The following is a 25,493-nucleotide window of genomic DNA, read 5'->3' on the forward strand; positions in this document are numbered from 1 at the left end:
TGTTCACCGCCGTCCGGGTCGGTTGCCCGGATCGCGTTGCGCGCAGCATCATGGATCAAGCGCGCGACAATCCTCCGGCAACCAGCCGATCTTGACCTTCTGACCGGGCTTCAGCCGGGTCTGGTCCGCGCGGTTGCGCGTCTTGACGATGAAGTCGTCCCGCCCGGCAACCTTCAGGCGGGTCCGGAAGACATCGCCCATGTAGATGAATTCGAGCACCTCGGCATCGAGCGTCAGGGCCCGTTCACCCCAATCGGGGTCGAACTCGACCCGCTCGGGCCGGATCGAGACGAGCGTCCTGTCACCGACCTTGTTCACGTTGACCGGAACGGCGTCGATTTCCTCTCCGCTCGCATCCAGCCGCACGACGCAGCGCCCGTTCTCGAGCGAGACGACCTTGCCGAGCAACGTGTTGTTCTCACCGATGAACTGCGCGACGAAGCTGTTCTGCGGCTGCTCGTAGAGCGCGTCCGGCGAGGCCAGCTGCTGGATCCGCCCGTCGTCGAAGACCGCCACGCGATCCGACATGGTCAGGGCCTCAGTCTGGTCGTGCGTGACGTAGACGACCGTGATGCCCAGATCGTGGGCGAGACGCGTGATCTCGAATTGCAGCGTCTCGCGAAGCTGCTTGTCAAGCGCGCCGAGCGGCTCGTCCATCAGCACGAGCTCCGGTTCGAACACAAGGGCCCGCGCCAGCGCGATCCGCTGCTGCTGTCCGCCCGAAAGTTGCGCCGGACGGCGGCCGCCGAAATCGCCCATCTGGACCATGTCGAGGGCGCGCTTGATCTTTTCTTCCCGCTCGGACTTGCCGATCTTCCGCACTTCGAGAGGGAAGGCGAGGTTCTCGGCCACCGTCATGTGAGGGAAGAGCGCGTAGTTCTGGAACACCATCCCGATGCCGCGCTTGTGGGGCGGGATGTCGTTGATCTCGGCCCCGTCGAGCCGGATCTCGCCATGCGTGGCGGTCTCGAAGCCCGCGAGCATCATGAGGCAGGTGGTCTTTCCCGACCCCGAGGGCCCGAGCATGGTCAGGAACTCGCCCCGGCCGATCGACAGGTTCAGATCCTTGACGACGAGAGTCTCGCCATCATAGCTCTTTTGCACACGTTCGAACTCGACGAACGCCTGATTGCTCTTGCCCTCTGGCAACAGATCATCTCCCTTTAGGTGGCCGTCATTGTCGCGACCTTGAGCAGAACTAAACTCATCGACCGACCACAATGCAAGCAAGTCGCGCAGTTTTTCGCGTTTCCCCTACGGGAGCCACGCGATCTGCGGGCGCTTCGCCCGCCATGCGGACATTCGAGGCGGACCGTGAACGGAAGGGCGCGAATGGGCACCATCATCTTCGATCTGGACGGAACGCTGATCGATTCAGCACCCGACATTCATGCGACGCTCAACCGGGCGCTTGGGCCGCTCGGCGTGCCGGAGCTTTCCCTCGAACGGGTGCGCGGCTTCATCGGACGCGGCGCGCCGGTTCTGGTACGCCGCGCATGCGACGCGCTGGATGTGCCGCCGGACGCACGGGACGAGGTTCTCGAACGCTTCCTCGCCCGCTATGAAAACGCGGTCGAGCTGACGCAGCCCTACGATCAGGCGTTCGAGGCGCTCGATGCGGTTCGGGCGCGGGGGCACCGGCTCGGGCTCTGCACGAACAAGCCGATCGCCGCGACGCAGTACGTTCTGGAGCATTTCGACCTGGCGCGGCGGCTCGACGCGGTGATCGGCGGCGACAGCCTTGCCGTGAAGAAACCCGACCCCGCGCCCCTGCGCATGGCGATGAGTGCGCTCGGGGCCGAGCACTGCCTTTATGTCGGAGACAGCGAAACGGATTGCGAAACGGCCGAGAACGCGGGGATGCCCTTCGCGCTCTTCACGAGGGGCTACCGCAAGACCGCACCCGAGGGGCTGCCCAATCGCGCGGCGTTCGACGATTGGAGCGACTTTCCCGCGATCGCCGAGACGATCATTTCAGAATGACATGGGGGAGTTGAGACCCGAGCGGAGAGATGGTGCGGTTGAGAAGACTCGAACTTCCACGGGTGTTACCCCACAGCGACCTCAACGCTGCGCGTCTACCATTCCGCCACAACCGCATCTCTCGCGCTCGGGTGGCGGCTACTTAGCGAAACGGATTGGGCTTGTGAAGGGGGTTTTCCCAAATCTTTTCGCAGCTCTGGCGGAGGGTTCGCCCGCCTTGTAAAAGCGGCGGCGAACGCAGGCATCCGGCGAGGAACAGGCGACATGGTCGAATGGAAGGTTTCCCCCGATCCGGTCGCCTACGAGGACGCCCTGTCGGAAATGGAAAGTCGGGCGGCGGCGATCCGCGAGGGGCGCGCGGCCGAACGGATCTGGCTGCTCGAACATCCGCCGCTCTATACGGCGGGCACCTCGGCGAAAGTGGAGGATCTGCGCGAGCCGGACCGCTTTCCCGTGCATCAGGTGCGACGTGGCGGGCAATATACCTATCACGGGCCGGGTCAGCGCGTCGTCTACGTCATGGTCGATGTGGGCGCGCGGGGCCGCGACGTCCGGCGATTCGTGGGACAGCTCGAAGCCTGGGTGATCGCGACGCTTGCCGAGTTCGGCGTGACGGGCGAGTTGCGGCCGGGACGCGTGGGCGTCTGGGTCGTCCGGCCCGAACGGCCCCCTGCCCCCTCCGGCGCGCCGGCCGAGGACAAGATCGCCGCGATCGGCGTCAAGCTCACGAAATGGGTGAGCTTTCACGGCATTTCGATCAACGTGGAGCCGGATCTGGGCCATTTCGACGGGATCGTCCCCTGCGGGATCAGCGATCACGGGGTCACTTCCCTTGTCGATCTGGGCCTGCCGGTGACGATGGCCGATCTCGACGTCGCGCTCTTTCGCAACTTCGAGGGCATCTTCGGCGAGGCACCGCAGATCGTCGGCGCCTAGCGACGCTCGCGAAAGAACCCGCGCAGCAGCGCTTCCGCCTCGGGCGCAGCGATCCCGTCGTAGATTTCCGGCGCGTGATGGGTCTGAGGGTGCGAAAAGACCCGTGCGCCCTGCGCCACGCCGCCCGATTTCGGGTCCGCCGCACCGTAATAGAGCCGCGCGATCCGCGCCGCGGCGATAACGCCCGCGCAGGCGGCGCAAGGCTCCAGCGTGACGTAGAGGTCGCATCCCGGAAGCCGTTCGGCCCCCGAAGTGACACAGGCCGCGCGGATCGCCTGAACCTCGGCATGGGCCGAGGGGTCGCGGAGCGCCCGCGTCTCGTTGCCCGCCGCGCCGAGAATCGTACCGTCCGGACCCACCACGACAGCCCCGACGGGGACCTCCCCCCGGGCGGCCGCCGCACGGGCCTCGGCCAGTGCCAGATCCATGAAGGAACGAAAGGGACTTTGCATGGAGGGGTGATCGCCATATGCGGGGGACATGGCAAGCCCCACGACACCCCCCGGCGAACGTATCGCCAAGGTCATCGCCCGTTCGGGCCGCGCCTCGCGGCGCGTGGCCGAGACACTGATCGCCGACGGCCGCGTGCGCGTGAACGGCAAGGCGATCTCGAGCCCGGCGCTCAACGTCACGCCAACCGACCGGATCGAGGTCGACGGCACCCCCATCGACGCGCCTGAACCGCCGCGCCTCTGGCTCTATCACAAGCCCGAAGGCCTCGTGACGACCGAGCGCGACGAGAAGGGGCGCCGCACAGTCTTCGACGCGCTGCCCGAGGAAATGCCCCGGGTCCTCAGCGTGGGGCGGCTCGATATCGCATCCGAGGGACTGCTCCTCCTGACCAATGACGGCGAGCTCAAACGCCGGCTGGAGTTGCCGTCGACCGGATGGCTCCGGAAATATCGCGTGCGCCTGAAGGGAAGTCCGAAGGACGAGGATTTCGCCCCGCTGCGCCGCGGCCTCGTGATCGACGGGGAACGGTTCCAGCCGATGACCGTCTCGCTCGATCGGCAGCAGGGGGCCAATGCCTGGGCAACGGTCGCTCTTCGCGAGGGAAAGAACCGCGAGATCCGCCGTGCGATGGACGAGGTGGGGCTGCCGGTCAACCGGCTGATCCGGGTCTCCTACGGGCCGTTCAGGCTCGGCGATCTGAAGCCCGGCATGGTCGAGGAGGTGAAACCGCGCGTGCTGCGCGACCAGCTCGGGCTCGGAAATGAGGGCGAGGCGAAGCCCAAGCCCAAACGCCAGCGGCGCAGGCGCGACGGCACAGCCTAGCCGTCCGCCCTAAAAATTCCGGCGCGCCGACTTATCTGGATGGATGATCGGGCCCGGCGCGCAGAAATGTTTCGCGCGCGAGACATTCGCCCGCGACGAGGGAGGTGCATGCGTCATGGCGAGACTGGTTCTGGTGGCCGCGATCGTATTGGCCCTCTGGGCGCTCATCGTCGGGGCCGAATCGCTCTGGCGCAGGATCGCGAGCAGGACCGGTACATTTGCCCAGAGATCCGAGCCCGGAGACGCCCTGATGCGTAAGACATCCTTCCTGATCCTCGTCGCGCTGATCTTCTACGTCTCGCTCTGGGGCGGCGCATGACCGGACCGGAGGCATCATGAGCGACGAAACACGCGGCACGTGGCGCGGACGGCGACGCAGTCGCGTGGGCGCGCGGGTCAACGCGCTCTTCATCGCGCCGGTACCGCTGGTCTTCCGTGCCTTCGGATCGGACCCTATGGGCCTGTTCCTGAACCTGCTGGCCTTCGGCGCGCTGATGGGTGCCGCCTGGCTTACCCGCGAGGGGCTCAGGGCCGAGGATGCCTACGACGCCCGCGCGGTCGCACGGCGGCCGACATTGCCGCGCAAGCTGCTCGGTGCGGGGATCACCGGCGGGGGGCTTGCGCTGGCGGGGCTCGCGGGTGGCGATCCGGTCGCCGCGGTCATCTTTGCGGTCCTCGGAGTCGTCCTGCACGTTCTGGCCTTCGGTCCCGATCCGATGCGCGACAAGGGCGGTCCCGGGCTCGACAGGTTCCAGTCGGATCGCATCGCCCGCGCGGTGGACGAGGCGGAGGCCTATCTGGCCGAGATGCGGCGTCTGATCGAGCCGCTGGGCGATCGCGGCCTCTCGTCGCGGGTCGAAGGATTTTCGGCGACGGCCCGCAGGCTCTTTCGTCTGGTCGAGGCCGATCCGCGGGAATTGTCTGGGGCGCGGCGCTGGCTCGGGGTCTACCTGTTGGGCGCACGCGACGCGACGGAGAAGTTCGCGGCGCTCTATTCGAGACGGCGTGACAAGGACGCGCGCGCCGATTATGTCGCGTTGCTGGACGATCTCGAAACCGGCTTTGCCAGACGAACCGAAACGATGCTTCTCGACGACCGCTCAGATCTCGATGTCGAGATCGAGGTGCTGCGCGACCGTCTGGCGCGCGAAACGCTCCACCACGAGGACGAGAGCTAGGAGAGCCCGATGTCCAAGCCCGCCCGCACGATGCCCCGCGCCCCCGAACTCGACACGGATCGCGCCCCCCTGCCCGAGCCCGGCACCGGCCCCGTAAGCTATCGCGACGCGGATCCCGAAACGCGCGCCGCGATCGAAACCCGGCTTCGGCAGATCGACATGGACGACAGCGGATCCATCATCGGCTTCGGCAGTGCCGCGCAGGCCGAATTGCAGAAGATCAGCCAGAGCATGCTGGCCGACGTGCAGAACAAGGATCTGGGCCCCGCGGGCGACAATCTGCGTTCCATGGTCGCCGCGCTCAGGGGCTTTTCGGTGGCCGAGCTCGACCTGCGGCGCACGCGCACGCTCTGGGAAAAGGTGACGCGCCGCGCCGCCCCGGTTGCACGGTTCAAGGCCCGCTTCGAGGAGGTCCAGAGCCAGATAGACGAGATCGCGGACAATCTCCAGACGCACGAGCATCAGTTGCTGAAGGACATCAAGTCGCTCGACAAGCTCTACGAGAAGACGCTCGCCTTCTACGACGAGATCGGAATCTATATCGCCGCCGGGGAAGAACGGCTGCGCCGCCTCGACGAGGAGGAGATCGCCGCACTCGAGGCCGAGAGTGATGCGCATGGCGATGTGGTCGCGGCGCAGAGGCTGCGCGACCTGCGCGGTGCGCGTGACGATCTGGACCGCCGGGTGCACGATCTGCGGCTTACCCGGCAGGTGACGATGCAGTCTCTTCCCTCAATCCGGCTGGTGCAGGAGAACGACAAGTCGCTCGTGGCCAAGATCAACTCGACCCTCGTGAACACGGTCCCCCTGTGGGAGACGCAGCTTGCGCAGGCCGTCACCATCCGTCGCTCGGAGGAGGCAGCGGATGCGGTCCGCGAGGCGACCGACCTGACCAACGAACTCCTGACCTCGAACGCAAAGAACCTTCGCCGGTCGAACACGAAGGTCCGGGAAGAGATGGAGCGCGGCGTCTTCGACATCGAGACGGTGAAGGCCGCCAATGCCGAACTCATCGCGACGATTGAGGATTCGCTCGCGATCGCCGAGGAGGGCCGCTCGCGGCGCGCCACGGCCGAGGACGATTTGCGCGGCATGGAGGCCGAGCTTCGGGCCACGCTTTCGGACGCGTCCGACCCGAAGATGCCGCGGGGATAGCCATGCGCCTTGCGCCTTTCGGAATGCTGGCCCTGGGCCTCGGTTTGCTCGCGGCCTGCGGTGGGGGCCGACCGGTCGACCCGGTGCCCCGCCCCGTGGAGCGCCCGGCACGACAGGCCCCCGCCCCCGCGCCGCCTCCGGAACCCGTCATAGAGCCGGCCGACCGCGCCGAGCTGAGGGATTACTACCGCCGGATCGAGAACGGCCTCGTCGCGCAGGGCCTGCTGCGGCAGGATGGCGGGGGCCCGGATACCCCGTACGACGCCGAACGCCTGGCCGAGACCTTCGTGCGGGTCGCCCTTTATCAGGAATACGACACAAGTTCGGGACGTCTGGTCCAGCGCGAGACGCCGAGCAGACTGCATCGCTGGGAAGGACCCATCCGGATCGAGACGCGGTTCGGCCCCTCCGTCACGGACGCGGTCAAGGCCCGCGACCGCAACGAGATCGTGGCGCTCGCCAACCGGCTCGGACGGGCGAGCGGGCATCCCGTATCGGTGGTGCCGGAGAACGGGAATTTCACGGTCTTCACGCTTCACGAGGATGAACGCCTTGCGCTCGGGCCGGAGCTTCGCAGGCTCGTGCCCGGCCTTTCGAACGCCGCGCTTTCCTCGGTCGTGGCGATGCCGCGGTCGAGCTATTGCGTGGTCTTCGCGCTCGATCCGAGCGATACCGGTCGTTACACGCGGGCGATCGCGATCGTCCGGGCCGAGCATCCCGACCTGCTGCGGCTGTCGTGCCTGCACGAGGAAATCTCGCAAGGTATGGGCCTGCCGAACGACTGGTCGGCCGCGCGACCCTCGATCTTCAACGACGACGAGGAATTCGCGCTGCTGACGAACATGGACGAGCAGATGCTCGAGATCCTCTACGATCCGCGTCTCGCACCCGGCATGACCGTCGAAACGGCCGCGCCCATCGTCGATACGATCGCGGCCGAAATCATGGGTGGCCCCAGCTGATCAGAGCCCGTCGCGGGCGATGAGCTGCGCGAGCTGATCGATCACCTCGGCCTTGGCAGCCGCGATGGCCGGCGAGGTCGGCGTGACGATCGGGGCGCTCAGGTCGAACCTGCGGGCGGTGTCGCGCCGCTCGCCATCGACGGAAGCCACGAAATACTGTCCCGCGATGCGGTAGCGGCCGGTATTCTCGGGCAGAGCACGGGAGAACCGCACTTCGATCCGCGCATCGGGGTTCTCGTAGAAGGGCCACGGCTCGGAGGCGACGCGCGCCCGGGTGAGCGCGGCCAGCCGGAAGGCGAGACCCTCGGTAAAGGCGCGCTGCGGGTCATCCGCCCAGAGCAGGTCCGTATCGCCCACGAGAGCACCGTCCTCGTCCTCGACATAGATGATGTCCTGCTGCGCATAGGTCGGCAGCGAGACGTCGCGGATCTCGACCGAGCCGTAGCTCACAGGGATCTGCGCCGTCTCGGCGACTTCGGGCAGTTCGTAGCGCAACTGCGTTCCGCCACAGGCGCTTAGGAGAAGAGCGAAGGCAAGGGTCAGGCGTTTCATCGATTACCGTCCGAAAAGAAGGGAATTGGGAGCGCGTTCGATCTGTCGCGCCAGCGAATCGATGGAGGATGCGGCCTCCTGAACCTCGCGAAGGGTGCTGCGCGCCTGCGCGCCCAGCGGTCCGTTGGCCTCGTACCCCGCGATCACCGCCTGCGTCCGCGCCAGCAGCGCGTTGGTGCTGTCGAGAAGGGTCGGAAGCTCGTCGGACGCACGGCGGATCGCGTCGGCCGCCTGCTCAGCCGAGGCGAGCGTCTGGTTCGCGTTCTCGACGAGGCCGCCTTCCTGCACCTCGATCAGCAGGCGCTGGACCTCTTCGAGCGTGTCCGCAAGCGCACCGGGAAGCCTTTGGGTGTCTTGGGAGGCGACGAGGTCGTTGGCCGAGGTCACGAGTGTCGAGATGCGGGCCGACAGTTCCTCGATCGGGATCTGGGTGGCCTCGCTTGTGAGCTCCTCGAGGTCTTCGGCGATGCGGTTGGCACGTGCGACGACTTCGGGCGCGCTTTCGGCGGCAACGGCGACGGAGCCTGCGGCACGCTCGGCCTCGCTCAGCACGCCGCGAAGCTGAAGCGTGAGGTCCTGCACCGCGTTCTCGGTCGTGGCGAGAGTCTGCGTCGCCTGATCGAGCACGCCGCCCTCCACGATCTCGGCCATGACCTGCCGCGCGGCGGCGAGCGTCTGGGTAACCTCACCCGGAAGCGCCTGCGTCTCAACGCGGGTGACGAGCAAGTCGATCCCCGCGATGAGATCATCGACATTCGCCACGACTTCGGACAGCGGGAGCGTGCCGAGATCGTTCACGAAGGTCGAGAGGTCGCGCGACAGCGTGTCGATCCCCTCGATGAGCTGGGGCACCCCGTCGATGCTGCTGCGCGCGCTGGTGATCGCGGTGCGTGCCTCGGCGAGGAGCGGGTTCAGCTCGGTCGCGAGATTGGAAACGGTCGCGCGCAGATCGACGAGGGTCGCCTCGGCAGTCTCGACGAGACCGGCCTCGCGGATTTCGGCGATGAGGCCCTCGACCTCGGTCAGGAGGGCCGAGACATCGCCGGTCAGGCCTTGCGTCTCGGGGGCCGCCAGCAGCGTCCGAAGCGCGGCGATCGTGCCCTCGGTCTCCTCCACCACGGATTGCAGCGGCAGGTCGTTCACCGAATTGATGAGCCTGTCGAGGCTCTGAACCGCGGTCTCGATCTCGGCGAGGGTGGCGGGGAAATCGTCGACGGCGACGAACACGGCGTTGGCCGCATCCTCGGCCGCGTCGAGCGCGGCCACCAGCTGCGTGACCGCCCCTGCATCCTGCAGTTCGACCACGACGCCCTGAAGGGTCTGTGCCGTGTCGTTCAGCGTCAGCATCAGGTCGTTGGCCTGGTCGGGCAGCCCCTGCACGCCGTCGGACCCGACGAGGCTGCGCACGGCCGACAGGATGCCCAGCACCTCGGAGGGGGTATCGCGGACGCCCTCGTCGTTCAGGATCTCGTTGGCGCTCGACATGAGGGCGATGGCATTGTTCAGCACCTCCTCGATCGGCAGGTTGTTGACCCGGTTGAAGACGCCCTGCGCGGTATCGGCGAAATCCGAGACGTCGCCGGGGATCGAGGGGATCTGCGGATACGGGTCGGCATCCATGTCGAGGCTCGCGGTCTGGACCTCGTCGAGCTGGACGAGCCCGATCTGCAATCCGCCGAGCAGCGATGCACTCTGCAGCTGCGCGCGGAGACCGCTGCGCACGGCGAAATCCATGAAATCGTAGACGACCTCCTCGTCCGCATCGCCCTCGAGGCCGAGATTGCCGGGCTGGATCTCGACCGTGACGAGCAGGCGGATCTCGCGGTCACCGAAGAGTTCCTCGTCGATGAGGCCGGTCAGGGCGTCGATCTGACCGACCGAGACGCCGCCGAACTCGACATCGGCACCGACCTCGAGCCCCTGGATCTGATCCTCGAACACGATCGAGAACAGCACCGGATCGCCGGCGAGCGAATCGGCAAACACGGAGCCCCGCGCGGATTCCTCGTCCTCGTAGAGCCGGAATACGGTGTCAGAAGTGACCTCTTCGCCGCCGGAGACGGTCGTGGCGAAGCTGATCCCGCCTGAGACGAGCGAGGCGATGGAGGCCACGTCGAGCCGCGCGCCCTGCGCCCCGAAGCTGAAGGTGAACCCGGACGTGTCCCAGAACCGCGTCGATGTGGTGATGAGCCTCGCCTCGGGCTCGCGCACGAATCCGTCCGCGACGACAGAGCTCGAATCGCCCCCGAGACGAAGGTTCGCGATCTGGCCGACCTCGATTCCGCGATAGTAGATCTTGGTGCCTTCGGAGAGCCCCTCGACGCTGTCGCCGCGAAGCTCGAAGGAGACGCCACGCTCGCCGTAACGCACGAGCGGTGCCGAGCTGACGCCCTCGAAAAGATGCCTCGGTTCGCCCGCGACACCGTCCCAGTCGCCCTCGATATAGACACCGCCCAGAACCGTATCGAGCCCTGCGACGCCCTGTGCCGAGACTTCGGCGCTCACCACCCAGAACTGCGCGCTGTCGTCGATGTAATCGCCGATTTCCTTGTCGACGCGGATCTCGACCGCAACCTGATCCAGATCCTCGGAAAAGCGGACGGCCTCGACCACGCCCACCACCACGTCGCGATAGCGCAACTGCGTCTCCTCGGCCCGGACGCCGGAGGCGTTGTCGAAGAGCACGGTGATGAGGGGCCCACGATCTGCGTAGTTCTGCCACACGACAGTGAGCGAGATCACGAGCGCCAGGACCGGAACCAGCCAGACGATCGACAGGCGCGACAGTACCGAACGGCGCGCAGTGCGCAGTTCGGGCGTCGCGGCCCCGGCGGACCGTTGGCTGGAAGGATCGTCTGTCATCGCGAAAGGCTTTCCCTGTTCGTGTCCCAGATCATGCGCGGATCGAAGCTTTGGGCCGCGAGCATGGTGAAGATCACCGACAGCGCGAACGTTACCGCCGCGGGACCGGGGTTGATGGCGGCCGCGAAATTTAGCTGCACCAGAGCGGACAGGATCGCAACGACAAACACGTCGATCATCGACCAACGGCCGATGAATTCCACGATTTCATAGAGTTTGTGGCGCCTATGCGGCTCCATCGAAAGTGGTTTCGCGACCGAATAGGCAAGCCACCCGATCGCCACGAACTTGCCGACCGGGATCAGCACCGACGCCACCAGGATCACGACCGCGACGCCGAGAGAGCCATGTGCGGCGAGCTCCATCGCGCCCTCGATGATCGTATCCTCCGAGGAGGTGAAGAGCACGCGGGTGCGCAGCATGGGGTAGAGGTTGGCGGGAATGTAGCAGATGAGCCCCACCGCGAGCCACGCCCAGACCCGTTGGAGCGAGCTCAGGTCCCGCGATCTGAGCGCGGTGCCGCAGCGGTCGCATTTCGCGGTGCCGACGGGCCAGACCCGCGTGCAGCGACGGCAGGCGACCAGTCCTTCGTCCCGCGCGGTGGTCAGGGGCGTCTGTCTTCCAGCGTCTTCCATATGGTCCATCTGCACATCGTTGCGTCCTGCAGGACGATCACCACCACGAGGCCCGCGAACATCCAGAATGCGGGTCCGTATTCCACGCGCGCGAGGTCGCTGACCTTCACGAGCGCCACCGCCACGCCGATCACGAAGATCTCGGCCATCGACCAGGGGCGGAGGTCCTCGGACCAGCGAAAGGCCTTGCGCGCACCGTGCAACGGTGCCCGCCCGAGGGCGAGCGGCGCGATCACGTAGATCACCAGCCCCGCTCGCAGTACCGGGATGAGAATGATGAGCGCCGCGACCGCGAAAGACAGGCCCACCATCCATCCGCCGTCGAGGAAGGCAAGCGCCGCGTCGAAGACCGAGGCGCGATTGGTGATCCCCTGCGCATTGATCCCCAGGAACGGAAAGAAGGTCGCTCCGATCATCAGGATCATCACCGTCACGGCAAGCGCCACCACGTGCACGAAGGCTCCGTTACGCGGCGCGATCAACGTGTGATGACAGCGCCTGCAGAGAAATCGCTCGCCGTTTCCCGGTTCGTACGCCTCGTAGAGGGCATCGCATTGCGGGCAGGCGATCAGGTCGCTCAGGTGGTTCTGATCCTCGGCGCGGGCGGTCATTCGCGGGCTCCGTCTCGGGCGGGCCGGAGACGGCCGGCCCTTTGGCGGATGGATAGTCGAACGGCACGGCAAAGACCAGCGACGGGCCGTCGCGCCCCCTGGCGGGCGGGTTGCGGGATCAGGCCGCGATCCGCACCGGACGTTTCATCGCCGCCTCGATGGTCGCGTAGAGATCGGCACGATTGATGGGCTTTGCCAGATATCCGTCGAACGCGCATTCCACGGGGACGTCGGCGGCGCTCAGCAGGATGACGGGAAGATCGCGCAACGCATTGTCCGATCTGATCTCGGAGAGCAGTTCCACGCCGCCCATCACGCTCATGTGCTGATCGGTCAGGACGATATCCGCGCCCTCCTCGCGCAGAAGCTCGAGCGCCTCGGCCCCCTGGGAGGCCTCCAGCACCACCATGCCCGCAAGCTCGAGGAAGGTGCGGGCGATGGCCCGGTTGAGCCGCGCGTCGTCGACGACGAGGACGCGCAGCGACCGCTCGGCGGGGATCTCGGCCTTGAGCGGACGCGCTTGCGGGATCGCGTCCTCCTCCGGCAGAACGAGCGGCAGCGTCAGCGTGAAGCTCGCCCCCTGCCCCGGCACCGACGCGGCGGAGAGATCGCCCCCCATGAGCCGCGCCAGTTCGCGGGCGATCGCAAGGCCGAGCCCCGTGCCCGCACCGGAGGCCGAGACCGCATCGTCGAGCTGGCGATAGGGCTCGAAGACCCGCTCGAGCGCGTCGACCGGAATGCCATGACCGGTATCGCGGACAGTGATCCGCAGGATCGGCCCGCCTGCACCGTCGAAGCACGTCGCGGCGAGCGTGACGGTACCGCCTTCGGTATGCTTGACGGCGTTCGACACGAGGTTCGAGACGATCTGTCGAATGCGGACCTCATCCCCGACGAGATGCGATGGCACATCCGGCGAGACTTCGATCCGCATCGATGTTCCATGCGCTTGGGCGACATCGGCAAAGAGGGTGGCGACGACCTTCAGTAGCGGCGCGATCGCCATCGGTGCGGGACGGATCACGAACTGTCCCGCTTCCAGTTTCGCATGGTCCAGAAGATCGTCGAGCAGCGATCGCATGGCCGTGCCGGACGACAGGATCATCGCGGCGCGTTCATGTTCGCGGTCGGTCCGGGCCTCGATTTCCATCATCTGGCCCGCCCCCATGACGCCGTTGAGCGGCGTGCGGATCTCGTGGCTGATCATGGCGAAGAAACGGTCCTTCGACTGTATCGCGTCCCGAGCGCTATCGCGCGCCGCGGTCAGCTCGACCTTGGCCTTGTGGGCGACATATCCGGACCTCAGGCTGGTCAGAAAGCCCAGAAGCAGGACCGGAAGCATCAAGTGGATCATCGATGGATCGACGAATTCGACATGCGAATAGCCGACGGCTAGGCCCAGGCCGGGGAAGATGGGCGCGACCATGGCCAGGAAGTAACGCATGTCCTCGGTCCGGACATTGCTCGCCGTCTGGATCCAGAGCCCGGTGACGATGACGGCGACGATCAAACCGAACCCGCCCGCCTGCGCCACGAACGCCCAGTTGGCCAGCGCCACGCAGGTCGACTGCCCGAGCGTGAGCGCTATGCTCCCCACGAGGTGGGCACGTGACCGGACGGCCAGATACCGTTCCTCGAACACGTTGATCCCCAAGGTCGCGACGAAAAAGAGGGCGAAGGGCAACAGCCCCCAGCCGCGGACCCCGCAAAGCACCGCGACCAGCAAGAAGCCGAGGCCCGCGAGATGTGCGGTCAGACGCTCGGAATAGTTCGTCGCAAGCTGACGCCGTGCGGTGGCGTCGTTTGACGTGGCGAAGATGGCCCCGAGCAAAGATCCGAAGCCGTGCCAAGCGCGCGCGACTGACCGCAGAACCCCTTCGGTGGTCCCGCCGATCCGCACTTCGCCATCCATCGTCCGGACCACATGCCGCATCGCTCACCCTTTCAAACCGGGATCGCTCATACGCCGCGGACTTCTCCATACGATTAACGGAAAACTTCGCCTTGTAGATATTGCCCGGTCGCCCATGCGCACAGTCGCCCCCTTGTCCAACGCGATCCGCGCGCGCATCCTTGCAGCGGGGCGGCCGCCGGTCCGGCATCCGCCAAGGAAAACGCAGGGAGATCCCATGTCCTATATGAAACATCTGTCCATCGCGGCGCTCGCCGTCGGCATGGCCGGTCCGGTATCCGCGCAGGAAGAGAACTTCATCACGATCGGAACGGGCGGCGTGACGGGCGTCTATTATCCGACCGGCGGCGCGATCTGCCGGCTCGTCAATCGCGGCCGGTCCGAACACGGCATCCGCTGTTCGGTCGAGAGCACGGGCGGATCGGTCTTCAACGTGAACGCCATCCGGCAGGGCGAGATGGAATTCGGCGTCGCCCAATCCGACGTTCAGGCGCAGGCCTATAACGGCGAGGGCCAGTTCGAGGAGCCGTTCGAGGGGCTGCGCGCGGTCTTCTCCGTCCACCCAGAGCCCTTCACCGTCGTCGCGCGCGCCGGAGCGGGCATCGAGACGTTCGACGACCTGCAGGGCAAGCGCGTCAACATCGGCAACCCCGGATCTGGCCAGCGCGTCCTGATGGAGCGTCTGATGGATGCGAAGGGCTGGACCACCTCCGACTTCGCGCTCGCCTCCGAACTGCAGGCCGCCGAGCAGAGCCAGGCTCTCTGCGACAACAACATCGACGCGATGGTATATTCGGTCGGCCACCCGTCCGGATCGATCCAGGAGGCGACGACCGCTTGCGATTCGATCCTGGTCGACGTGAACGGTCCCGAGGTCCAGAAGCTGGTGGACGAGAACAACTACTACCGCACCGCGACCATTCCGGGCGGCATGTATCGCGGCAACGACGAGGATACCGAGACCTTCGGCGTAGGTGCGACTTTCGTGACTTCCGATGCCGTGTCCGACGATGTCGTCTACGAGGTCACGAAGGCCGTGTTCGAGAACATCGATCAGTTCCGGTCGCTGCACCCAGCCTTCGCCAATCTCGACCCCGAGGAAATGGCCAATGACGGGCTGAGCGCGCCGCTCCACCCCGGTGCCCAGCGCTATTTCGAGGAGGCGGGCCTCCTGCGGGAAGGCGGATCCTCGGAAAGCGGCGAAAGCGCGAACTGAGGATCGATTCATGGCCCGTGAAAGCGGGCCATTCCCTGCAGGCGAGCCCCGGCCGCGCCTGCAGGCGTCCCGAATGCGTGGCGGATCACCCTGCGCGCAATTCCCGGCAGTGACCCCGATGACGTGCAAGGACTGACCCATGGTGCCGCATAGGGCGGCATGATGGTCGCATCGGCTCCATCTCGATTTCGCGACACGAGCCCCCTGTATCCGCTGCGATCAAGGATCGGGCAGTTGCGTTTTTCCGGAGACACCGCGCGCCGGTCCCCCGAGATTCCCCAAGTTTGCGGTAGGCGATCTTGACACTGTCGTTAAGGTAAACGGGTGCAGACGAGGGGCAGCAGATGAGCGACGACACAAGCGGCGACCGCAAATTCACCGACGAGGAGCTTCAGGACCTCGTCGCGTCGTCCGATGCCGGCGCGCGCACGCCGACGCAAAGGCCGGTCGCACTCCTGATCGGGGGGCTCGCTCTAACCTGGTCGCTCTTCCAGCTCTGGATCGCGCAGCCGCAGCTCTGGTTCGGGGCGTATTTCCCGGTCCTGAACTCCTCGCAGACACGGCCAGTGCACCTGGCCTTCGCGCTCGCTCTCGCCTTCCTCTGCTATCCCGCGCTGAAGTCGAGCCCGCGCCACAAGGTGCCGATCGTGGACTGGGTCCTCGGGATCGTGGCGACGGGTACTGCGCTCTACGTCTTCTGGTATTCCGATTACCTCGCACAGACCGCCCGCTCAGGCCTGCCCACGCAGACGCAGATCGTGATCGGATGCATCGGCATCGTCCTGTTGCTCGAGGCGTCGCGCCGCGCGCTGGGCCCCGCGCTGACCATCGTCGGCGCGATCTTCCTCGCCTATTCCTATTTCGGACAGGGATGGCTGATCCCCGATATCATCGCGCATGAAGGGCTGTCGTTCACCAGCATCGTCAACGCGCAGTGGCTCGACACCCAAGGTGTCTTCGGCATTCCGCTGGGCGTCTCGACCGCGTTCGTCTTTCTCTTCGTGCTGTTCGGGTCGCTTCTCGACAAGGCGGGGGCCGGAAACTACTTCATCCAGCTCGCCTTCGCGGGGCTCGGCCATCTGCGCGGCGGCCCCGCCAAGGCGGCGGTCGTCGGGTCGGCGATGACGGGCGTCATTTCCGGATCCTCGATCGCGAACGTCGTCACGACCGGCACCTTCACCATTCCCCTCATGAAGCGGGTGGGATTCACCGCCGAACAGGCCGGATCGGTCGAGGTCGCAAGCTCGGTCAACGGGCAGATCATGCCGCCCGTCATGGGGGCCGCGGCCTTCCTGATGGTCGAATTCATCGGGATCTCCTACGTGGAGGTGATCAAGCACGCCTTCATCCCGGCGGTGATTTCCTACATCGCGCTCGTCTACATCGTGCATCTCGAGGCGCTGAAGAAGGACATGCCCTCCCTCGGGGAAGGTCCGTCCCTCGGTCGGATGGCGCTGAACTTCTTCCTCGGCTTCGCGATCTTCGGGGCGGGCTTCACCGCGCTCATCTACATCATCGGCGGGCTCAATGCCGTGGTCCCCTCCCTCACCACGCCGATCACGATGGTCGCGCTGGCGGCCGTGTACGTCGCGCTGGTCTATGTCGCATCGCGGCAGGAAGACCTCGAGATGGACGACCCTAACGCCGAGATCGTCAAGCTGCCGAAGGTCGGCGAAGTCTGGAAGACGGGCCTTCACTATGTCCTGCCAATCATCGTGCTCGTCTGGTTCCTGATGGTCGAACAGCAGAGCCCGGCACGATCCGCGTTCTTCGCGACCGCGCTGATGCTGTTCATCATCGTCACGCAGAAGCCCCTCAAGGCGATGTTCCGCAAGGGATCGTCGATCCGGGCCGCGACGGTCGAGGGTGGGTGGGACCTTCTCGACGGGCTCATCGCGGGCGCGCGCAACATGATCGGGATCGGCGTGGCCACGGCGGCGGCGGGCATCATCGTGGCCACCGTGACGCGTACCCCTATCGGAACCGAGCTCGCCTCTCTCGTCGAGGCGCTGTCGGGCGGCATCCTCATCGTCATGCTCGTGCTCGTCGGGCTTTTCAGCCTCGTGCTCGGAATGGGATTGCCGACGACGGCCAACTACATCGTCGTTTCGTCCCTGATGGCCTCGGTCGTCGTGTCGCTCGGCGCGCAGGAGGGGCTGATCGTCCCGCTCATCGCGGCGCATCTCTTCGTGTTCTACTTTGGGATCATGGCGGACGTGACGCCGCCCGTGGGCCTTGCCTCATTCGCCGCTGCGGCGGTGTCGGGAGGAGATCCGATCAAGACGGGCTTCACGGCGTTCTTCTATTCGCTCAGGACCGTCGCGTTGCCCTTCCTCTTCATCTACAACCCGACCCTGATCCTTTACGGTGTGGACCTAGCGACGGCCTCGGGGGTCGCGCATGCCGCCTTCGTCTTCGTGATCGCCACCTTCGCCATGCTGCTCTTCGCGGCGGCGACGCAGGGGTATTTTCTCGCGCGCTCGAACCTTCTCGAATCGGCGGCATTGCTTCTCGTGGCGTTCACGCTCTTCGTTCCGAACTTTTGGCTCAATCAGGTGTCGCCCCGCTTTGCCGACATTCCGCCCGACCAGTTCGAGCAGGCACTGGCCGAGGCAGAACCTGGATCGCGGATCCGCATCCGGATCGAGGGGCCGGACTTCGCCACCGGCAACACGACGGCCACGACCCTGCCGATCGACGTGCCCGAAGGCGACGCCGCCACGCGGATCCAGGAGACGGGCCTCATGTTCCGCCCCGATTCCGACGACGCCGCGCTCGAGGAACCGATGTTCGGCACGTCGATCCAGGAGCGCCTGTCGAGCTTTGACTTCTACTCCGACGATCCGGTTCGGATCTCCGAGGTTCTCGCGCCGCGCGACCGCATGCCGGCGCAGATCTTCTACATCCCGGCGCTGATCCTGCTCGGCGTCGTGATCGTGATGCAGCGCCGCCGCCAGACCAAACCGGCCTTCTGAGGGAGATCGAAATGCCCGAAACGATCCTGTTGCCCGTCGATCTGTCCTCCTCCGCCTCGTGGGAAAAGGCGCTGCCCCGCGCCCGCGCGCTGGCCGAGGACGGCGTCTTGCACGTCATCACGGTAATCCCGAATTTCGGGGCCTCCATGGTCGGCAATTTCTTCGGAGAAGGCTGGATGGAGCGTGCGCTGCACGAAGTGGGCGAGAAGCTGACCCAATGGGTGAACGCCCACGTCCCGCGCGGGCAGGAGGTGCATCCCCACGTCATGCATGGTCGCATCTATGACGAGATCATCCGCGCGGCCGAACGGCTGGACGTGGACACGATCGTGCTGGGTGCGCCGCCGGCGGATGTCGCCGACTATCTGCTGGGCCCGAACGCGGCCCGCGTCGTGCGCCATTCGCGCAAGTCGGTCTTCGTCGTGCGTGGCTAGAAGGCGCGGAAGGTCAGCGTCGTCAGCGTTCGTTCGATCCCGTCGATGCCCTGAAGCTCGTCGTTGATGAATTTGCCGATGTCGCGGTCCTCGGGAATGTAGAGTTTCAGGAGGAGCTCGTATTCGCCCGATGTCGAATAGAGCTCCGAATGGATCTCTCGCAGCGCGATCTCCTCGGCGACGGCATATGTCGTACCGGGGCGGCAGCGGATCTGCACGAAGACGCAATGCATGGGGCGCACTCCTCAGGCTTTCGCCGGATCTCATCATTTTGCGGGGCGAAGGGCCAGCCCCTTCCCTCGTGCGACGAGTTGTTGCAGAAACGGTATACCAAATGGGAGGGGCCGAGATGGCGACATACGATTTCAGCGGACAGACAGCGATCGTGACCGGCGGTGCGCAGGGCATCGGGCTTGCTGTCGCGAAGCATCTCGCGCGCGATGGCGCGAAGCTCGCCATCTGGGACCGCGACGAGGCATTGGCGCAGGAAAGCGCCGCGAGCTTCGAGGGTGCCATCGCCTGCGGCGTCGACATCTCGGACTGGGACAGCGTTCAGGCGGCGATGGCCAAGACGACCGAAGCGCTCGGATCCGTGTCGATCTGCGTCAATTCCGCGGGGGTTGCGGGATCGAATGCGCCGGTCGTCGACTACGACGTGGCCGAGTTCCAGCAGATCGTGAACATCAACCTCATGGGCACCTTCCACGTGAACCGCGCGGTGGTGCCGGGCATGACCGAGGCGGGATATGGCCGCATCGTCAACATCGCATCCATCGCCGGCAAGGAAGGCAATCCGAAGGCCAGCGCCTATTCCGCGTCCAAGGCCGGGGTGATCGGGCTCACCAAGTCACTCGGCAAGGAGCTCGCCGACATGGACATCGCGGTCAACTGCGTGACGCCGGCCGCGGCGCGGACCCGCATCTTCGACCAGATGAGCCAGGAACACATCGACTACATGCTGTCGAAGATCCCGCGTGGCCGGTTCCTCGAGATCGACGAGGCAGCGAACATGATCGCCTTCCTCTGCTCGCGCGAGAACAGCTTCACGACCGGTTCCGTCTTCGACCTGTCTGGCGGCCGGGCGACCTATTGATGAGCTTCATTCCCGATTTCGCGCCGTCGCTGTCCCGGCTTGGGACGGAATCGGCATTCGAAGTGCTCTCGCGCGCCGCGCGGATGCAGTCGCAGGGCCACGACGTCATCAATCTCGGCATCGGTCAGCCGGACTTCCGCACGCCCGAACATATCGTCGAGGCTGGGCGCAAGGCGCTGAGTGACGGCGCGCATGGCTACACCCCCGCGAACGGCCTCCTGCCCCTGCGCGAGGCCGTGGCCGCGGATCTCGGCAGGCGGCACGGACTTGCCGGGGAGACCGAGGTCGATCCCGATCACGTCGTCGTCGTGCCCGGCGGCAAGCCCACGATGTTCTTTGCCTGCCTGATGTTCGGACGCCCGGGTGTCGAGATCCTGTATCCCAATCCCGGTTTTCCGATCTACGAATCGGTGATCCGCTACACGGGTGCGACGGCCGTGCCGATCGAATTGCGCGAGGAGAACGGCTTCGCTTTCGACGCCGACACGGTTCTGTCGCAGATCACCGACGCGACGCGGCTCATCATCGTCAACTCGCCCGCAAACCCCACGGGCGGCGTGACACCGAAGGCCGAGATCGACAAGCTTGTCGCGGGCCTCGCGGCGCATCCGCATGTCGCGATCCTGAGCGACGAGATCTACTCGCAGATGCTTTATGGCGGGCGCGAGCATACCTCGTTGCTGAGCTATCCGGAAATTCGCGACAGGCTCATCCTGCTCGACGGCTGGTCGAAGACATACGCGATGACCGGGTGGCGGCTGGGCTTCGCGATCTGGCCCAAGAGCATGGTGGACCACGCGACGCGGCTCTGCATCAACGACCATTCCTGCGTGAATGCGGCCAGCCAGCATGCGGGGCTTGCCGCGCTGACGGGTCCGCAGGACGAGGTGCGCGACATGGTCGCACAGTTCGACCGACGGCGGCAGGCGATCGTCGGCTGGCTCGATGCAATCCCGGGATTTCGGTGCGGCGATCCGGGCGGCGCGTTCTACGCGTTCCCGAACATCTCCGGCACCGGCATGAATGCGCGTGCGCTTCAGGATCTGCTGCTGGCCGAAGCCCATGTCGCGACCGTGGCGGGCACGTCCTTCGGGATCCACGGAGAGGGATACCTGCGGTTCTCGTATGCCAATTCGCTCGAGAATATCGAGGAGGCGATGAACCGGATCGAGCGTGTGCTCGAACGTCAATCGACGCTCAGCCCCGGGGGCTGAGCGCTCGAAGGATCAGCCGCCCTTCTTTTCCATCGCGTCGAGCCGCGCCTTCAGCGTCTCGTTCTCCTCGCGGGCCTTCTGGGCCATCGTGCGCACCGCGTCGAATTCCTCGCGCGTCACGAAATCGCGATCCGCGAGGAAGCGATCGATCATGCCCTTGAAGGCGGTCTCGGCCTCGTCGCGGGCTCCCTGCGCCACGCCCATCGCGTTGGTCATGAGTTGGCTGAGATCGTCGAACATCTTGTTGCGGGTCTGCATGATCGGGCATTCCTCCGGGCTGCTGGATTCCAAGACGATATGGCGATCTCGGCGGTAATTCTCAAGGTTGACACCGGACGGGTCATGGGGCTTCTGCCGGACCATGATTTTCGCGATCCCCTTCCCCGACATCTCTCCCGAGATCTTCTCGGTCGATCTGGGGCAATTCACTTTCGCGCTCAGGTGGTACGCCCTCGCCTATATCGTGGGCATCGTCATCGGATGGCGGCTCGCCGTGATGGCGGTCAGGCGCGATGCGCTCTGGCCGGGCGGTGTCCGCCCCTTCGCGCCCGAAGCGGCCGAGGATCTGATAACGGCCGTGATCGTGGGGATCCTGGCCGGCGGGCGGCTCGGCTTCGTGTTCTTCTATCAGCCGGCATACTATCTCTCGAACCCGATCGAGATCCCGATGATCTGGCAGGGGGGCATGTCGTTCCATGGCGGCATGCTGGGCATGGCGGCCGGCGCGCTCTGGTTCGCCTGGAAACACAAGGTCCGGATCCTGAGCGTTCTCGATCTCATGGCGCTCGGCACGCCGCCGGGTCTGCTGCTGGGGCGGATCGCGAACTTCATCAACGCGGAGCTCTGGGGGCGGCCGACCGACCTGCCCTGGGCCGTGATCTTTCCGGGTGCCGCCGCGCAGGATTGCCCCGGCGTCGAGGGCCTCTGCGCGCGCCACCCCTCGCAACTCTACGAGGCTGGGCTCGAGGGGATCGTGCTCGGTGCGCTGCTGATCTTCGTGGTCTTCGCATGTGGCTGGACCCGTCGGCCCGGTCAGGTCACCGGACTCTTTCTCGTGGGCTACGGGGCCGCGCGGATCTTCGTCGAATTCTTTCGTCAGGCCGACGCGCAGTTCATCGAACCCGGAAATCCGATGGGCTACGTGGTACAGATCGGTCAGGCGGGGCTCAGCATGGGGCAGCTTCTGTCGTTGCCGATGGTGGCGCTGGGACTCGCTTTCATCCTGCGCGCGCGGATGCGCCGATGACGCCGCTGGGCGATCTTCTTGAACGACAGATCCGTGCGACCGGGCCGATCACCGTCGCGGAATACATGACGACCTGCCTGCTGCATCCCGAACACGGCTATTACAGAACGCGCGATCCGCTGGGGGCCGCCGGGGACTTCGTGACCGCGCCCGAGATCAGCCAGATGTTCGGCGAACTCGTGGGCCTTGCTCTCGCCCAGAGCTGGATCGACCGCGGTTGCCCCGCCCCCTTCGCGTTCGTCGAACTGGGGGCCGGCAGGGGCACGCTGATGGCCGATGCGCTGCGCGCCACGAAGGCGGTCCCGGGCTTTCACGACGCGATGGACCTGATCCTGGTCGAGACGTCCGAACCGCTCAGGCGCAGTCAGGCCGAGACGCTCGCGGGACATGATCCGCGCTGGGTCGCGGGCATCCCTGACCTGCCCGCGCGTCCGCTCTTTCTCATCGCGAACGAACTTTTCGATGCGCTGCCGATCCGCCAGTTCCTGCGCGACGGGGATCTCTGGCGCGAAAGGCTTATCGCGGTCCGCGACGATGCGCTGGCATTCGCGCTCTCGGATCCAGTTCCGCTGGCCGCGCTCGAAGGCCGGCTTGCCGATACCGAGGACGGCGACATGGTCGAGACATCTGGCGCGGCCACATCGCTCGCCTCCGAGATCGGCGACCACATCACGACACATGGCGGCGTCGCGCTGATCGTCGATTACGGTGACGAGACGCCCCGCGGCGACACGTTCCAGGCGCTGAAAGGGCACAGGAAAGTCGCACCTCTCGCTTTGCCGGGCGAGACGGACCTGACTGCCCATGTCGATTTCGGCGCGCTTGCCCGTGCGGCATCATGCGGTGCCGCGCCGCTCGTGACGCAGGGCCTCTGGCTCGAACGGCTCGGGGTCACGGCGCGGGCACGCGCGCTGGCCGCGGGGCTCGAGGGTGCGGCGCTGGAGACTCATGTGGCGGCGCATCGACGGTTGACGCATCCGGACGAAATGGGAACCCTCTTCAAGGTCCTGGCGCTCCATGACGGATACGGCCCCCCGCCCGGGACATTGCCGGAAGGTGCGACCTGATGCTCGAGATCCTGACGTCGGACATGCTGCAACCCTTGGCCCACGGCTTCTTCACGCGCCGGGGCGGCGCGTCGTCGGGTGTCTTTGCCGGGCTGAATTGCGGTTATGGATCGTCCGATCAGAACGACATCGTTCGTATCAACCGGGACCGGGCGGCCGACGCGCTCGAGATCGCGCCCGAAGCGCTCGTCGGCGTCGAGCAGATCCATTCGGCCGAGGTCGTGACCGTCCATGGCGACAGAGGAGAGGATTTGCCCAGGGCCGACGCGATGGTCACGCGGGAGCCCGGCCGCGCGCTTGCCATCCTGACGGCAGATTGCATGCCGGTCCTGCTCGCCGATGCCGAGGCAGGGGTGGTCGGCGCGGCCCATGCGGGATGGCGCGGGGCCCGTGCCGGCGTGATCGAGGCCACGATCGATGCGATGGTGGAACTCGGGGCCCGACGGAAAGAAATTTCGGCCGCGATCGGACCCTGCATCTCGCAATCTGCCTACGAGGTCGGACCGGACATGATGGACGAGATCGTCGGCGACGATTTCGAATATACGCAGTTCTTTGCGCAGGGCGACGGCGATCGGGTACATTTCGATCTTGCCGGATACGGGCTGCAGAGACTGCGCGATGCCGGGATCGGCGCGGCGGAATGGCTGAGGCATTGCACCTATTCCGACGAGCGACGCTTCTTCTCCTACCGTCGGTCGGTCCATCGCCGCGAGGCCGATTACGGACGCCTCATCTCGGTCATCCGCGCATAGGTCCCGATACCGCCCCGGCTGAGCCGAAAAACTGCCGCAATCGGCGGCGATCCTCTCCGAACCGATCGGTGAACTGCCCCGCGCGAGAGGAGACGCAAGACATGAGTACGCCCTGGACGGTTCGCCGCGCGACATCCCCTCATGCCCTGCCCCTGCCTGCGATGCCGCCGCTCAGCGAACGTTACCGCGTGGCCTGGCTCACCCGATCGGGCGAGATCGAGGAATGCGAACGCGCGGGTCCGGCGACGCCCTTCTTCCTGCACTCCTTTTCCGCCTTGGCACGCGGTGCCCTTCTGCGGACGCCGGAGGGTATCGTCGCGATCGAGGATGCCCATCCCGGCATGAAAATCGTCACCACGCGGGGGACGCGGACGCTGAGGTGGATCGGAAGCTGCACCATCAGACCGGATCGCGAGGGTCGGACGCTCTATCGCCTGCCCGCCGATGCAATGGGCTTGGGTCGTCCCGCGCCGGATCTGATGCTCGGCCCCGGTGCGCGCCTCGTCACATTGGTCGAGGGATGCCATGCCGAACGCGCCCGCGCCCGTGCGCTGGTCCCGGTCGCCGATCTGGTCGACGGGCAAAGCGTCCTTGCCATTCGCCCGCTTTCCGCGATTGCGTGCTATCAGCTCGGCTTCGCCGAGCACGAGACGCTAGACGTCAACGGCATGGAGGTCGAGAGCCTGCATCCCGAAACAGCCATGGCCGGTGCGAACGATGCGTTGCGCCGTCTCTATATGTCGATGTTTCCCCACAAGGCCGGTGTCGAGGATTTCGGCCCTCCGGCCCTGCACCGGATCGCAGCCCCCTCGACGTACGGGCCGTCGGTCTAACCGCGCGAGATCCGCGGCGAATTGCCCATGTCGAACGGCACGCCGGGCTCGTCCTTGGCGCAGCGGATGACGAGCGATGTCTTGACCGACGCGACATTCGGCGCGCTGGTGAGTTCGGAGGTGAGGAACGCCTGAAAGGTCGAGAGGTCCGGAGCCACGCATTTCAGCAGGAAGTCGACCTCGCCGTTCAGCATGTGGCATTCGCGCACGAGTGGCCAGTCCCGGCAGCGACCCTCGAATGCGGAAAGATCCGTTTCGGCCTGGCTCTGTAATCCGACGAGCGCGAAGACCCTCACCTCGAACCCGAGACTTCGCGGATCGACGACCGCGTGATAATCCCGGATAAAGCCCTGCTCCTCGAGCGTGCGGACCCGCCGCAGACAGGGCGGTGCCGATATGCCGACCCTGCGGGCGAGTTCGACATTCGTCATCCGACCGTCGGACTGCAACTCGGCGAGAATCATTCTGTCGATCGCGTCGAGCTTGTGCCCCGCCATGTCCGTCTCCTCGGGTTTTCGGCGACCTTGCGCGAGGTGGAGGGCCGGTGCAACATTGTTTCAATCGGGCGCAACATTCTTTCGCCTCGACCGGGGGCCTTT

26 protein-coding genes and 1 tRNA gene are annotated in these 25,493 nt (G+C 65.9%); 16 read left to right on the plus strand and 11 right to left on the minus strand.

What is annotated here, in order from left to right; translation table 11 throughout:
- Window positions 1-48: 48 nt before the first annotated feature.
- On the minus strand, window positions 49-1,149 hold the full coding sequence (locus RVY76_RS11210) for an ABC transporter ATP-binding protein (protein WP_317374086.1): 1,101 nt from the start codon (window positions 1,147-1,149) through the stop codon (window positions 49-51).
- Between the two features lie 183 nt (window positions 1,150-1,332).
- Here RVY76_RS11210 and gph point away from each other — a divergent pair, with 183 nt between their 5' ends.
- Window positions 1,333-1,983 carry a phosphoglycolate phosphatase gene (gph, locus tag RVY76_RS11215; RefSeq protein WP_317374088.1) on the plus strand — a complete coding sequence of 217 codons (651 nt, stop codon included), beginning with the start codon at window positions 1,333-1,335 and terminating at the stop codon, window positions 1,981-1,983.
- Between the two features lie 30 nt (window positions 1,984-2,013).
- Here the strand turns inward: gph and RVY76_RS11220 are convergent.
- Window positions 2,014-2,099, minus strand: a tRNA-Leu gene (locus RVY76_RS11220).
- Between the two features lie 148 nt (window positions 2,100-2,247).
- Here RVY76_RS11220 and lipB point away from each other — a divergent pair.
- Window positions 2,248-2,919: a lipoyl(octanoyl) transferase LipB gene (gene lipB / locus RVY76_RS11225; RefSeq protein ID WP_317374090.1), complete on the plus strand. Its 672-nt coding sequence runs from the start codon at window positions 2,248-2,250 to the stop codon at window positions 2,917-2,919.
- Here the strand turns inward: lipB and RVY76_RS11230 are convergent.
- Window positions 2,916-3,371 (minus strand): nucleoside deaminase, encoded by a 456-nt coding sequence (locus RVY76_RS11230; RefSeq protein ID WP_317374092.1) that lies wholly within the window; start codon window positions 3,369-3,371, stop codon window positions 2,916-2,918. The two genes, lipB and RVY76_RS11230, sit on opposite strands and share 4 nt — an antisense overlap.
- 28 nt (window positions 3,372-3,399) lie before the next feature.
- Here RVY76_RS11230 and RVY76_RS11235 point away from each other — a divergent pair, with 28 nt between their 5' ends.
- From RVY76_RS11235 to RVY76_RS11255, 5 genes are all read left to right on the plus strand, one after another.
- Window positions 3,400-4,194, plus strand: coding sequence for a pseudouridine synthase (locus tag RVY76_RS11235; protein WP_317374094.1), 795 nt, complete (start codon window positions 3,400-3,402; stop codon window positions 4,192-4,194).
- Window positions 4,195-4,309: 115 nt separating this feature from the next.
- Window positions 4,310-4,513, plus strand: a complete 204-nt coding sequence (locus tag RVY76_RS11240; RefSeq protein WP_317374096.1) for a hypothetical protein — start codon at window positions 4,310-4,312, stop codon at window positions 4,511-4,513.
- A 16-nt stretch (window positions 4,514-4,529) separates the two neighbouring features.
- Window positions 4,530-5,372, plus strand: coding sequence for a 5-bromo-4-chloroindolyl phosphate hydrolysis family protein (locus RVY76_RS11245; protein WP_317374097.1), 843 nt, complete (start codon window positions 4,530-4,532; stop codon window positions 5,370-5,372).
- Window positions 5,373-5,381: 9 nt separating this feature from the next.
- The gene (locus RVY76_RS11250; protein WP_317374099.1) at window positions 5,382-6,527 is read left to right on the plus strand and encodes a toxic anion resistance protein; all 1,146 of its coding nucleotides are present in this window, start codon (window positions 5,382-5,384) and stop codon (window positions 6,525-6,527) included.
- A 2-nt stretch (window positions 6,528-6,529) separates the two neighbouring features.
- Window positions 6,530-7,489: a DUF2927 domain-containing protein gene (locus RVY76_RS11255; protein ID WP_317374101.1), complete on the plus strand. Its 960-nt coding sequence runs from the start codon at window positions 6,530-6,532 to the stop codon at window positions 7,487-7,489.
- Here the strand turns inward: RVY76_RS11255 and RVY76_RS11260 are convergent, their stop codons facing one another.
- The 5 genes from RVY76_RS11260 to RVY76_RS11280 form a co-directional block, all read right to left on the minus strand.
- Entirely contained in the window at window positions 7,490-8,041 is a 552-nt protein-coding gene (locus RVY76_RS11260) for a membrane integrity-associated transporter subunit PqiC (RefSeq protein WP_317374103.1), read from the minus strand.
- Window positions 8,042-8,044: 3 nt separating this feature from the next.
- Entirely contained in the window at window positions 8,045-10,903 is a 2,859-nt protein-coding gene (locus RVY76_RS11265; RefSeq protein WP_317374105.1) for an MlaD family protein, read from the minus strand.
- Entirely contained in the window at window positions 10,900-11,538 is a 639-nt protein-coding gene (locus tag RVY76_RS11270) for a paraquat-inducible protein A (protein WP_317374106.1), read from the minus strand. Before RVY76_RS11270 ends, RVY76_RS11265 begins: the two co-directional genes overlap by 4 nt.
- A complete protein-coding gene (locus tag RVY76_RS11275) occupies window positions 11,508-12,149 on the minus strand; it encodes a paraquat-inducible protein A (RefSeq protein ID WP_317374108.1) in 642 nt (213 codons plus the stop codon). The genes RVY76_RS11270 and RVY76_RS11275 overlap by 31 nt, the downstream gene beginning before the upstream one ends.
- Before the next feature lie 118 nt (window positions 12,150-12,267).
- Window positions 12,268-14,082 carry an ATP-binding protein gene (locus RVY76_RS11280; protein WP_317374110.1) on the minus strand — a complete coding sequence of 605 codons (1,815 nt, stop codon included), beginning with the start codon at window positions 14,080-14,082 and terminating at the stop codon, window positions 12,268-12,270.
- 205 nt (window positions 14,083-14,287) lie between these two features.
- Here RVY76_RS11280 and RVY76_RS11285 point away from each other — a divergent pair, with 205 nt between their 5' ends.
- The 3 genes from RVY76_RS11285 to RVY76_RS11295 all read left to right on the plus strand — a co-directional run bounded on the left by RVY76_RS11285 (window position 14,288) and on the right by RVY76_RS11295 (window position 18,686).
- Entirely contained in the window at window positions 14,288-15,277 is a 990-nt protein-coding gene (locus RVY76_RS11285) for a TAXI family TRAP transporter solute-binding subunit (RefSeq protein WP_410796032.1), read from the plus strand.
- A gap of 344 nt (window positions 15,278-15,621) precedes the next feature.
- Window positions 15,622-18,252 carry a TRAP transporter permease gene (locus tag RVY76_RS11290; protein WP_317374113.1) on the plus strand — a complete coding sequence of 877 codons (2,631 nt, stop codon included), beginning with the start codon at window positions 15,622-15,624 and terminating at the stop codon, window positions 18,250-18,252.
- 11 nt (window positions 18,253-18,263) lie between these two features.
- Window positions 18,264-18,686, plus strand: a complete 423-nt coding sequence (locus RVY76_RS11295) for a universal stress protein (RefSeq protein WP_317374115.1) — start codon at window positions 18,264-18,266, stop codon at window positions 18,684-18,686.
- Here the strand turns inward: RVY76_RS11295 and RVY76_RS11300 are convergent.
- Complete coding sequence (locus RVY76_RS11300) at window positions 18,683-18,919, minus strand: Lrp/AsnC ligand binding domain-containing protein (RefSeq protein ID WP_317374117.1); 237 nt, start codon at window positions 18,917-18,919, stop codon at window positions 18,683-18,685. The genes RVY76_RS11295 and RVY76_RS11300 overlap by 4 nt on opposite strands.
- Window positions 18,920-19,035: 116 nt before the next feature.
- Here RVY76_RS11300 and RVY76_RS11305 point away from each other — a divergent pair, with 116 nt between their 5' ends.
- Together RVY76_RS11305 and RVY76_RS11310 are read left to right on the plus strand one after the other, a co-directional pair.
- A complete protein-coding gene (locus RVY76_RS11305; RefSeq protein ID WP_317374118.1) occupies window positions 19,036-19,779 on the plus strand; it encodes an SDR family NAD(P)-dependent oxidoreductase in 744 nt (247 codons plus the stop codon).
- Window positions 19,779-20,993 carry a pyridoxal phosphate-dependent aminotransferase gene (locus tag RVY76_RS11310; protein WP_317374119.1) on the plus strand — a complete coding sequence of 405 codons (1,215 nt, stop codon included), beginning with the start codon at window positions 19,779-19,781 and terminating at the stop codon, window positions 20,991-20,993. Before RVY76_RS11305 ends, RVY76_RS11310 begins: the two co-directional genes overlap by 1 nt.
- Window positions 20,994-21,005: 12 nt before the next feature.
- Here RVY76_RS11310 and RVY76_RS11315 read toward each other — a convergent pair whose 3' ends face one another.
- A complete protein-coding gene (locus tag RVY76_RS11315) occupies window positions 21,006-21,251 on the minus strand; it encodes an accessory factor UbiK family protein (RefSeq protein WP_317374120.1) in 246 nt (81 codons plus the stop codon).
- A 103-nt stretch (window positions 21,252-21,354) separates the two neighbouring features.
- Here RVY76_RS11315 and lgt point away from each other — a divergent pair, with 103 nt between their 5' ends.
- The 4 genes from lgt to RVY76_RS11335 all read left to right on the plus strand — a co-directional run bounded on the left by lgt (window position 21,355) and on the right by RVY76_RS11335 (window position 24,894).
- Window positions 21,355-22,239 carry a prolipoprotein diacylglyceryl transferase gene (lgt, locus tag RVY76_RS11320; RefSeq protein WP_317374122.1) on the plus strand — a complete coding sequence of 295 codons (885 nt, stop codon included), beginning with the start codon at window positions 21,355-21,357 and terminating at the stop codon, window positions 22,237-22,239.
- Window positions 22,236-23,306 (plus strand): class I SAM-dependent methyltransferase, encoded by a 1,071-nt coding sequence (locus tag RVY76_RS11325; RefSeq protein ID WP_317374123.1) that lies wholly within the window; start codon window positions 22,236-22,238, stop codon window positions 23,304-23,306. The genes lgt and RVY76_RS11325 overlap by 4 nt, the downstream gene beginning before the upstream one ends.
- A complete protein-coding gene (gene pgeF / locus RVY76_RS11330; protein ID WP_317376760.1) occupies window positions 23,303-24,061 on the plus strand; it encodes a peptidoglycan editing factor PgeF in 759 nt (252 codons plus the stop codon). The genes RVY76_RS11325 and pgeF overlap by 4 nt, the downstream gene beginning before the upstream one ends.
- Window positions 24,062-24,162: 101 nt before the next feature.
- On the plus strand, window positions 24,163-24,894 hold the full coding sequence (locus RVY76_RS11335; RefSeq protein WP_317374124.1) for a Hint domain-containing protein: 732 nt from the start codon (window positions 24,163-24,165) through the stop codon (window positions 24,892-24,894).
- Here RVY76_RS11335 and RVY76_RS11340 read toward each other — a convergent pair.
- On the minus strand, window positions 24,891-25,391 hold the full coding sequence (locus tag RVY76_RS11340) for an Lrp/AsnC family transcriptional regulator (RefSeq protein WP_317374126.1): 501 nt from the start codon (window positions 25,389-25,391) through the stop codon (window positions 24,891-24,893). The two genes, RVY76_RS11335 and RVY76_RS11340, sit on opposite strands and share 4 nt — an antisense overlap.
- Window positions 25,392-25,493 lie beyond the last annotated feature (102 nt).

It is taken from the genome of Palleronia sp. LCG004 (assembly GCF_032931615.1).
Lineage (GTDB): Bacteria > Pseudomonadota > Alphaproteobacteria > Rhodobacterales > Rhodobacteraceae > Palleronia.